6 protein-coding genes are annotated in these 10665 nt (G+C 66.5%); 2 read left to right on the forward strand and 4 right to left on the reverse strand.

What is annotated here, in order from left to right:
• Positions 1 to 132 precede the first annotated feature (132 nt).
• Entirely contained in the window at positions 133 to 945 is an 813-nt protein-coding gene (locus AC3AYF_RS13180) for an acyl-CoA thioesterase domain-containing protein (RefSeq protein ID WP_295035001.1), read from the reverse strand.
• Between the two features lie 100 nt (positions 946 to 1045).
• Here AC3AYF_RS13180 and tadA point away from each other — a divergent pair, with 100 nt between their 5' ends.
• Positions 1046 to 1516 carry a tRNA adenosine(34) deaminase TadA gene (gene tadA / locus AC3AYF_RS13185; RefSeq protein WP_295035072.1) on the forward strand — a complete coding sequence of 157 codons (471 nt, stop codon included), beginning with the start codon at positions 1046 to 1048 and terminating at the stop codon, positions 1514 to 1516.
• 6 nt (positions 1517 to 1522) lie between these two features.
• Here the strand turns inward: tadA and AC3AYF_RS13190 are convergent, their stop codons facing one another.
• The gene (locus tag AC3AYF_RS13190; protein ID WP_295035003.1) at positions 1523 to 3481 is read right to left on the reverse strand and encodes a diguanylate cyclase; all 1959 of its coding nucleotides are present in this window, start codon (positions 3479 to 3481) and stop codon (positions 1523 to 1525) included.
• Between the two features lie 33 nt (positions 3482 to 3514).
• Positions 3515 to 4966 (reverse strand): membrane-bound lytic murein transglycosylase MltF, encoded by a 1452-nt coding sequence (gene mltF / locus AC3AYF_RS13195; protein WP_295035005.1) that lies wholly within the window; start codon positions 4964 to 4966, stop codon positions 3515 to 3517.
• A gap of 272 nt (positions 4967 to 5238) precedes the next feature.
• Here mltF and purL point away from each other — a divergent pair, with 272 nt between their 5' ends.
• Positions 5239 to 9168, forward strand: coding sequence for a phosphoribosylformylglycinamidine synthase (gene purL, locus AC3AYF_RS13200; RefSeq protein WP_487779835.1), 3930 nt, complete (start codon positions 5239 to 5241; stop codon positions 9166 to 9168).
• A 401-nt stretch (positions 9169 to 9569) separates the two neighbouring features.
• Here purL and AC3AYF_RS13205 read toward each other — a convergent pair.
• Positions 9570 to 10665: HAL/PAL/TAL family ammonia-lyase (locus tag AC3AYF_RS13205; RefSeq protein ID WP_487779836.1), on the reverse strand; the 1096-nt coding region annotated here is incomplete at its 5' end.

Consider the following 10665-nt stretch of genomic DNA (forward strand, 5'->3'; position numbering starts at 1 on the left):
TCGAGCTTCGAGCTTCGAGCTTCGAGCTTCGAGCTTCGAGCTTCGAGCTTCGAGCGAAGAACGCCAGCGACGATGTCGCTGGCGTTCTTCGTTCCGCATCCACGCTGTTCTTCGCGGCTCGCGGCTCGCGGCTCAGGGCTGAACCCTCACCAACCCCTCCTGCGCGGTCGAGGCCACCAGACGGCCGTCGCGGTCGTAGAAGCTGCCGCGAGCGAAACCGCGTGCGCCGCCCGCCCAGGGGCTCTCCATCACGTACAGCAACCACTCGTCGATTCTGGGGTCCTCGTGGATCCACAGGGCGTGATCCAAGCTGGCGATGCGCAGGCGTGGATCGCCGAACTCCACGTCGTGGGCCAGCAGCGAGGTCAACAGCAGGTTGAAGTCCGAGCTGTAGGAGAGCAGGTAGCGGTGGAGTGCCGGATCGTCCGGCATCGGACCGCCGCCCATTCGGAACCAGATCATCCGCGAGGGGGGGCAGTCATGGCGCTCCTCCACCGTGATGAATTCGACGGGGTGTCCACGAAAGCGCTGGTGGACCGCTTTGCCTTCCGCCAGCAGCGCCTCGGGGGTCGGGACATCGGGCGCCATGGGTTGGTGGCTCAGGCCGTGTTCCCGTCCCTGGAAGGAGGCGCTGCAGAAGAATATCGGTTTGCCCTTCTGGATCGCGGTGACGCGCCGCGTCGTGAAGCTGCCACCATCGCGAACGCGATCGACGGAGTAGACCACCGGGAGCTGGGCGTCGCCGGGGCGCAGGAAATAGCCATGCAGCGAGTGCAGATAGCGATCCTCGGGCACCGTGCGGGTCGCGGCGGCGGCGGACTGCCCCAGGGCCTGGCCTCCGAAAAGCTGCGGCAGTCCCAGGTCCTGGCTCTGGCCGCGGAACAGGTTCTCCTCCAGCGCTTCCAGGCCGAGAAGCTGGATAAGGTCGTTCAGCGCTTGTGTCATTCGGGTATCCTTGATGGCGCGTCGGTGATGGCTGGTCACGAGTATATCCTGCTCGCTGGCGACTCGCCGCGACGCGGCGCGGCAATACGGGACGATCATGATACGCAACGATGAATTCTACATGCACCGGGCGCTGGAGCAGGCCCGGCTGGCGCTGGAGGCGGGCGAGGTGCCGGTTGGCGCCGTGGTCGTGGATGGCCGGGGCGAGCCGATCGGTGCCGGCTACAACTGCCCGGTCGGTGGCCAGGATCCTACCGCCCATGCCGAAGTCCAGGCGTTGAGAAGCGCGGCGCTGGCGCTGGGCAACTATCGGCTGGACGACTGCACGCTGTTCGTCACCCTCGAGCCCTGCCTCATGTGCACGGGGGCGATCATCCATGCCCGCATCCGGCGGGTCGTCTACGCCACCGCGGAGCCTAAGGGCGGTATGGCCGAATCCCGCGCCAATCTCTTTGCGCAGCCCTGGTTCAATCATCGGGTCGAGGTGGAGGGTGGCGTGCTGGCCGTGCCGGCAAAGCGGCTGCTCCAGCAGTTCTTCCGGGAACGCCGGCGGGATGCCATGCAGCCGTGAACCGGCTCAGGTGGCGTCGGTGAGGATCACGCGATTGCGTCCGCCCTGTTTGGCGCGGTAGAGCGAATCGTCGGCGGCCTGGAAGAGTCGGTCGCGCCGGATCGGCGGCTCGTCGGTGATACTGACGCCAATGCTGAGCGTCACCGGCACGTTGCCCGGCAGGAGCAGGCCACTCTCGGCCACCGCCACACGCAGCGCCTCGGCGATCTCCCCGGCGGTCTGTCGATCGCAGTTCGGCAGGCAGGCCACGAACTCCTCTCCGCCGTAACGGGCGAACAGCCCGCCCGCGCGCTCTACCGGCCTTCGACAGCGCTGGGCGATCGTCTTGAGATAGCGATCGCCCTCCAGGTGCCCAAAGTGGTCGTTGACGCTCTTGAAGTGATCCAGGTCGCAGATCAGCAGCGCCAGCGGTAGCGGGTCCCGTTGATCGTCCATCCAGCGCAGCAGTTCGCGCCGATTGGGCAACTGGGTCAACTCGTCGTGACGGGCGATCCATTCGATCTCGTGCTGAAGACGCTCGCGCGCCTTCATCTCCTCGCGCAGCGAGGCGTTGGCCCGGTTGGCCAGGTGATGCTGGTGGGCCAGTCGACGGTAGATATAGAGCACCATGTGCAGCAGGTAGGCCAGCAGGATGCCGAAGGCGAGGGTGATTTCCGGCAGCCGACTCCGTTTCGCCTGCAGCCAGTGCAGGGAGGGCGCCACGCTCAGGGTCAGTCGATCGGTGCCCACGGTGACGGGTTGGCGATACTGCCAGTCCGCGAGATTGCCCAGCGGGCCGTAGTAGAAGTAGAGCTGCCGGTGGTCGCTGAGCGTCACCGCACGGTCCTGGTTGGGCGTCTGCGCCAGTAGCGAATTGAGCAGCTTGTCGACGCTCACCACCATCCCCACCGCACCGATCAGTGTTCCATCCACGACGTCGCGCACCGGGAGGTAGCTGATCACGCCACGCCCGCCCTGGATAAAATCGACGATCCCCGTCTGCCCTTCGATGCCGTAGACCAGTGGACGATCCAGTGCCTCCCGGTCCTGTGAGTCCACCCGGTAGAGATTGGTGCCGAGTACTGTCTGATTGCCGCGTAGCGGATAGACGCGGATGACGGTGCCGTCGAGGTCGATGAAGGCGATGTTGCGGAAGTAGCCGAAGTCGTCATGGTAGAGCCTGGCCTGTTGTTCCCACTCGGAGCGAGTCGGAACATCGCCCAGCATGTTCCAGAAACTGGTGAAGCGTCGCATCGCCTTGAGGTGAGATGCCGTCTCCGAAGCCATCCTGGTGGCGATGTCGTTGCCCTCGCTGGCGGCAAGGTCATACAGGCGCAGGTTGTCGGTCTGGCGCTGCTCCTGCCAACTGATCATGGCCAGCAGGGCAATCAGGCCGCCGGTCGCCAGGGGCGGCAGGATTCGCCGCCAGTAGCGGCGGAGCGCGGGAAGCAGCGCCAGGCACTGGGCGAACCAGAAAAGCCACAACGCCGCCAGGATCGCCACGGGCACTCCCGTCGTGCTGGACGCGTATTGCGAGGGCGGAGCCAGCGAGCGGTAGCCGAGCCAGGCGCCGCCCATGGCGACCAACAGCAGCAGCATCGGCGAGCCGAGGCCCAGGCGCGACAGCAGCAGGACGTTGAGCGTCAGACCGAAGATCATGCAGAGCGAGAGAATCGGAGGCCGGCCGCGGAACAGCTCCCAGCTTCCCGGTAGCCGATCGAGCCACTGCTGCCAGACATCGACGCTGAGCCAGGTCTCCCCCATCAGATAACTGGAGAGGATCGTCAGGGTGAGGAGGCAGGTAGGAATCAGCAGCCAGCGGCTGGCCCTGATCCATTGTCGCGATGCGGCGACTTGACCCAGCCAGAGCGCGCCCAGCAGTGGCATCAGCAGCCAGCGCTGATCCGGTTCGCCGGCGGGCCAGAGGGCAATCAACGCGATCGGGAACGCCAGGTACAGCGATAGACGTGACACCACCATAGGCATGGGCGTTAGGGTTCTCCACGGCGCGGCCGCCGATTACAGCAGCGGGGCGACGATTTCGAAGGGCGCGGTACTCTCCTCGTCCAGTGCGCGCTCGCCCAACTGGTTGAACTGCTGCTGGCTGCGATTGACGTACTTCAGAATCTCGTAATAACGGCGCACGTTACGGACGTAGATTACCGGTTCGCCGCCACGAGCGTAACCGTGGCGCACCCGGGAGTACCACTCGCGCTCCTGCAGCAACGGTAGCGCTTCGCGGACATCGGCCCAGCGCTTGGGGTCGCCGCCGCGCAGGCGAACGATCTCCTGGGCGTCGAACAGGTGCCCCAGGCCGACATTGTAGGCGGCCAGCGCCATCCAGGTTCGATCGGGTTCAGGTATGTCATCGGCAAGGCGCTGTTTGACCTGAAGCAGGTACCTGGCGCCACCGTCGATACTTTGACGCGGGTCGAGGCGATTATCGATGCCGACCTCGTCGGCGGTGGGGTGCGTCAGCATCATCAACCCGCGAACGCCGGTCGGCGATTCGGCATCGGCCTCCCAGTGTGACTCCTGAAAGCCGAGCGCGGCCAGCAGGTGCCAGTCGAAGCCGGTCTCCCGGGCGGCCTCCTTGAAGTAGGGCACGAAGCGCGGCAGCCGCGTCCCCACGTGGTGGATGAAGAGCCGGGCGCCAACGTACTCGAGATAATCGTCGTGGCCGAAGTAGCGCCCCACGAGCTCATCGAGCTCGCCGTTGCGACGCTGCTCTTCCAGGAAATCGTTGGCGGCGCTGAGCAGGTCGATCGGCTGGTTCGCCGCGAAGGCCCAGGCCAGACTCATCGGCTTGCCCAGCGGGAAGCCGCGTTCGACGTTGGGGAAGAACAGCCGGTTGAGCCTGAATTGCTGGGTGTAGACCACGGCCGCATCGAGGTCGTCGCGCTCGACCATCTCCATCAGATCGGCGATGGCCAGGCCCTCCGCCTCCTTCCAGCCCAGACCCGGAAGATTGCGCTGCTGGGTGCGTAGCGCCTCGGCATTGCCGGAGTCGGCGATCACGCCGATACGCAGACCGACGAGATCGTCCAGGGTACGTACCGGAGGCAGGCCCCGGCGATAGACCACCAGCGGCTGCAGCGTGAGGATCGGTTGGCTGTACCGGATGCCTTTCCGGTCCAGGTCGAGTGCCAGGGCCGCGGCGCCCATGTCGGCGTCGCCACGTCTCACGTGGTCGATCACGCCGCCGATACTCTCCTCGGTATCGACCGACAGACTGACGCCCAGCGACCGTGCAAAGCGACGCATCAGCTCGTATTCGAAGCCGGTCGGGCCATGCCCCCCGGCGTAGAAGGTGATCGGCCCGCTGCGTGTCGCCACCTGCAGGAAATCGCGCTTGCGGATCGGCTCCAGCCCGTCGCCGAAACGCGGCGCCAACTGAGCGGGACAGAGGACGATCGCCAGCGCCAACAGCAGTACCAGCGCGCGCCGCAGACGTGTCATGAGCTTGGACATGCAGTGGGATCGGTGACAGCGTGACGGCACACCATAGCCGGCCCCCGTCCCGCTGTCATCCATTGGCTACCGCGCTACGCATCCCGAGGGGCGGGCCTCTCGCTCCCGTTGCAGAAGATTTTTCCACGCTGCAGCGGCCTCGATCGGCGCCAGGCCCGTTGCCTTAGCGAGCGCCGCCGCTTTCCAGTATCATGGCGCCCTGATCCCGGCATCGCCGTCCGTCTCGCACGAGACGGACGCGATCCCCGACCGTCCTGGAGGCTTTCCACGCCATGCTCGAATTGCAAGGCGCTCCCGCGCTATCTGCATTCCGTCACGCCAAACTGCTCGCCGATCTTCGCGCTGTCGTTCCCGAAGTCGAGTCCCTCAAGGCACATTACGTTCATTTCGTCGACCATCATGACGAGCTCGACGCCGAGGCGCGCCAGGTGCTGGAGCGGTTGCTGGGCCATGGTTTTCAGAATCATGAAGGCCACGATCGTGAATCCGGGCGGGACGCATCGCCCGAAGGGCATCTGTTTCTGGTCGTGCCCCGTATCGGCACGATCTCGCCGTGGTCCTCCAAGGCCACCGATATCGCCCACAACTGTGGTCTCGAGTCGGTGGCGCGGATCGAGCGGGGCATCGCCTATCGGGTGACGCTGAAGAGCGCGCCGGCCCCCGACAGCTACGAGGCCCTGGTGGCGCGCCTGCACGATCGAATGACGGAAACCGTGCTGTTCGACTCCAGCGACGCGGCCAAGCTGTTCTCCCATCACCGGCCGACGCCGCTGGCCACGGTCGACGTGATCCAGGGCGGGCGTCCGGCGCTGGCGGACGCCAACGGCAAGTTGGGGCTGGCGCTGGCCGACGACGAGATCGACTATCTGGTCGAGGCCTTCCGGGAGCTGGGGCGCAACCCGACCGACGTCGAGCTGATGATGTTCGCCCAGGCCAACTCCGAACACTGCCGCCACAAGATCTTCAACGCCGACTGGGTGATCGACGGCGAGCCGCAGACCCATTCGCTGTTCAAGATGATCAAGAACACCTTCGAGTGTTCCAGCGACAAGGTGCTCTCGGCCTACAGCGACAACGCGGCTATCATCGAAGGGCCGACAGCGGGGCGTTTCTTCCCTTCGCCGGAGAACCAGGTTTACGGGGCGACTCAGGAACCGATCCATATCCTGATGAAGGTGGAGACTCACAATCACCCGACGGCAATTGCGCCGCATCCGGGGGCGGCCACCGGTGCCGGCGGCGAGATTCGCGACGAGGGCGCCACCGGCCGCGGCGGCAAGCCCAAGGCGGGCTTGACCGGCTTCACTGTCTCCAACCTGCGGATTCCCGAATTCGTCCAGCCGTGGGAGGCGTTCGACTACGGCAAGCCCGAGCGCATCCAGTCGGCCCTCGATATCATGCTCGAAGGCCCGATTGGTGGCGCGGCGTTCAACAACGAGTTCGGCCGCCCCAACCTCAACGGTTTCTTCCGCACCTTCGAGCTCGACGCCGTGGGCGCCGGCGGGATCGAGCGGCGCGGCTATCACAAGCCGGTGATGCTGGCCGGCGGCTACGGCAACGTCCGCGATGGCCACGTGCTCAAGGGCGAGATCCCGGTCGGCGCCAAGCTGATCGTGATGGGCGGTCCGGCGATGCTGATCGGCCTCGGCGGCGGTGCGGCGTCGTCGATGGCCTCCGGCGCCTCCAGCGAGGATCTCGATTTCGCCTCGGTGCAGCGCGACAACCCCGAGATCGAACGCCGCGCCCAGGAAGTGATCGACCGCTGCTGGGCGCGGGGCGACGACAACCCCATCGCCTTCATCCATGACGTCGGTGCCGGCGGTCTCTCCAATGCCTTGCCGGAGCTGGTCAAGGATGGCGGCCGCGGCGGCCTGTTCGACCTGCGTGCGGTGCCCAACGCCGAGCCGGGCATGAGCCCGCTGGAGATCTGGTGCAACGAGGCCCAGGAGCGCTACGTGCTGGCGGTGACGCCGGCGCAGCTCGAGCGCTTCGATGCGCTGTGTGCCCGCGAGCGCTGTCCCTATGCCGTGGTCGGCGAGGCTACCGAGTCGCACCACCTGGCCGTGCGCGACGGTCATTTCGAGGCCGATCCGGTGGATCTGCCGATGAGCGTGCTGTTCGGCAAGCCACCCAAGATGCAGCGCAGCTTCGAGCGCGAGACGCTCAACCTGCCGGGCCTCGGGCTCGACAACCTCGATCTGCGCGAAGCGCTGGATCGGGTGCTGCGGCTGCCGACGGTGGCCTCGAAGAGCTTTTTGATCACCATCGGCGACCGCTCGATCACAGGCATGGTCGCGCGCGACCAGATGGTCGGCCCGTGGCAGGTGCCGGTGGCGGACTGCGCGGTCACCACGTCGAGCTACGACACCCACGCCGGCGAGGCGATGGCCATGGGCGAGCGCCCGCCGGTGGCGCTGATCGATCCGGCGGCCAGCGCGCGTCTGGCGGTGGCCGAGGCGATCACCAATCTCGCCGCCGCGCCGATCGAGAAGCTCTCCGACATCAAGCTCTCCGCCAACTGGATGAGCGCCGCCGATCACGTCGGCGAGAATCAGGCGCTTTACGACGCCGTCCACGCCGTGGGCATGGAACTGTGCCCGGCGTTGGGCATTGCCGTACCGGTGGGCAAGGATTCGATGTCCATGCGCACCGCCTGGCAGACCGAAGAGGGCGAGAAGAGCATCACCGCGCCGTTGACGTTGAACATCACCGGCTTTGCCCCGGTCACCGACGCGCTGCGCACGCTCACGCCCCAGTTGCGCCTCGACCAGGACGAGAGCGACCTGATCTTGATCGATCTCGGTCGCGGCCGGAATCGTCTCGGCGGCTCCGCCCTGGCGCAGGTCTACGGCCAGGTCGGCAACGTCTGCCCGGATCTGGACGAAGCCGAGGACCTGGTGGCGTTCTTCAGCGTCATCCAGGGGCTCAACGCCGACGGCAAGCTGCTCGCCTATCATGACCGCAGCGACGGCGGCCTGATCGTGACCCTGCTGGAGATGGCCTTCGCCGGCCGCGGCGGGCTCGAGATCAAGCTCGACTGGCTCACCGACGATGCCGTCGGCGCGGTGGATGCGCTGTTCGCCGAGGAGCTGGGCGCGGTGATTCAGGTCAACCGCCAGGATACCGAATTCGTGCTGGCGCAGTTCGCCGCTGCCGGCATCGAGACCTGTGGCGTCATCGCCCGCCCGCGTTACGACGACCAGGTCCGCGTGACGCTGTTCGAAGAGCCGCTGCTGGAAACCACCCGGGCCATGACCCAGCGCGTCTGGTCGGAAACCAGCTATCGGATGCAGGCGCTGCGCGACAACCCCGAATCCGCCAAGAGCGAATTCGACGGCCTGCTCAACCTGCGCGATCCGGGGCTGTCGGCCAGTCCCACCTTCGATGTCGACGACGACGTCGCTGCGCCTTACATCCAGACCGGGGTGCGGCCGCGGGTGGCGATCCTGCGCGAGCAGGGCGTCAACGGACACATGGAAATGGCGGCGGCGTTCGACCATGCCGGCTTCGAGGCGGTCGATGTCCACATGAGCGACATTCTCGCCGGGCGTGTCACCCTCGATGACATGAAGGGCCTGGTCGGCTGCGGCGGCTTCTCCTACGGCGACGTGCTCGGCGCCGGCGGCGGCTGGGCCAAGTCGGCGCTGTTCAACGGCCGCGCTCGCGACCAGTTCGCGGCCTTCTTCGAACGGGAAGACACCTTCGGCCTCGGCGTCTGCAACGGCTGTCAGATGTTCTCGCAGCTGAAAGAGCTGATCCCCGGCGCCGAGCGCTGGCCGCGCTTCGTGCGCAACGGCTCGGAGCAGTTCGAGGCCCGCGTGTCGATGGTCCAGGTCGAGGATAGCCCGTCGATCCTGCTCGCCGGCATGGCCGGTTCGACCCTGCCGATCGCCGTCGCCCACGGCGAGGGTCAGGCGCTGTTCGAGGATAGCGGCCACCTGCGCGGCATGCAGACCAGCGGCCAGATCGCGCTGCGCTACATCGACAACGAGGGCCAGGTGACGACGCGCTATCCGGCCAACCCCAACGGCTCGCCGGCCGGTATCACCGGCCTGACCACGCCGGACGGCCGCGTCACCATCATGATGCCCCATCCGGAGCGGGTCGCCCGCGCGGTGACCAACTCCTGGCGACCGCCGGCGTGGACGCAGGATGGCGCCTGGATGCGGATGTTCCGCAATGCGCGCGTGTGGGTTGATTGATGTGAAGGTCGACTGACGTAACGGTCGATTGACGCCAGCGTTGGCGTGATGACGAAAACCGGCTTGTCCTGGGGTTTATAACCTTGGGGCAAGCCGGTTTTTTTATGGGTGGTTGGCTCTATGTTGGCGAGGTTACGACTGCCTTCGTTTTAACCAACCCTATGCTGGCCCTGAAGAGAGGGCTTAACGCTCGCCCTCTCTTCGCTCTCCCTCTTCTGGCGCCACGAACCGCGAAACCCTGTGCGATAGCTGACGTGAGTTCGGGTCGGCGCCTATGGACATCCCTGTCCCAACGCGCCTCGCGCGACATCCATGTCGCGCGACCCGACCCACGCCAGCCTCGCACAGCGCGGTCCGTAAAAGGCGCCGGCTGGCAGTCGCAGATGTCGGTAACGTGGTTCTCAGTCTTGCGAATAAAGCGCCCAATACCGCGTCCGAATTCGCTCGAGACAGAGCCTCAGCTCACCATCCAGCGCACGGTCCTCGACCACCGGGACGAAATCCTCGCGCAGCGTCGCGACCATCTCGGCAAGCGGGGCGGGCAGGGGATCGCCGCGCAGCCCAACCCCCTGCAGTCCGGCCAGTAGCGTCGCGGCGGCGACCTGTTCGGTGAGCTCGAGCACGCGCAGGGCGTCGCGGGCGGCGATGGTGCCCATGCTCACCTTGTCCTGGTTGTGGCACTCGGTGGAGCGCGAGAAGACGCTGGCGGGCATGGTGCCCTTGAGCGCTTCGGCGGCCCAGGCTGAGGCGCCGATCTGGACCGCCTTGAAGCCGTGATTGATCATTGCCCGCCCGGCCGGGGCACCGGAGAGGTTGCTCGACAGGCCGTGGTTGTAGCGGCTGTCGACCAGCAGCGCGAGCTGACGGTCGAGCAGGTCGGCGACGTTGGCGGTCAGGGTCTTGAGGCTGTCCATGGCGAAGGCGATATGGCCGCCGTAGAAGTGGCCGCCGTGCATCACTTCGCCCGCATCCGGGTCGATCAGCGGGTTGTCGTTGGCGCTGTTGAGCTCGGTCTCGATGAAGCCGCGCAGCCAGTCGAGACTGTCGGCCAGCACCCCCAGCACGTGGGGTGCGCAGCGCAGCGAATAGCGATCCTGCAGGCGCTGCTGGGGCGGCAGGCATTCCAGTTCCAGATCGGCACGCAGCCAGGCGGCGACCCTGGCCTGGCCTGGATGAGGCTTGGCCGCGAACAGCCGCGCGCTGAAGTGATCGGGGTTGCCGCGCATCGCGGCCACGTTGAGTGCGGTGATCCGCGTGGCGAGCTTCAGCAGATACTCGGCGCGACCGAACGCCTGGCACGCCAGCGCGGTCATCACCGCGGTGCCATTCATCAGCGCCAGCGCCTCCTTGGGTCGCAGCGTCAGCGGCTGCCAGCCCAGCTCGGCATGGACGTCGGCCGCCATCCGGACCTCGCCTCGCCAGATCACTTCGCGCTCGCCGCAGAGCATGGCGGCGACGTAGGAGAGCGGCGTCAGGTCGCCGCTGGCGCCCACCGAG

The organism is Salinicola sp. (assembly GCF_982684285.1).

What these genes read in the sequence shown, in the direction of transcription:
- AC3AYF_RS13180 (WP_295035001.1), bottom strand. Translation starts at nt 945, where the DNA reads ATGACACAAGCGCTGAACGACCTTATCCAGCTTCTCGGCCTGGAAGCG.
- AC3AYF_RS13190 (WP_295035003.1), bottom strand. Translation starts at nt 3,481, where the DNA reads ATGCCTATGGTGGTGTCACGTCTATCGCTGTACCTGGCGTTCCCGATC.
- mltF (WP_295035005.1), bottom strand. Translation starts at nt 4,966, where the DNA reads ATGTCCAAGCTCATGACACGTCTGCGGCGCGCGCTGGTACTGCTGTTG.
- purL (WP_487779835.1), top strand. Translation starts at nt 5,239, where the DNA reads ATGCTCGAATTGCAAGGCGCTCCCGCGCTATCTGCATTCCGTCACGCC.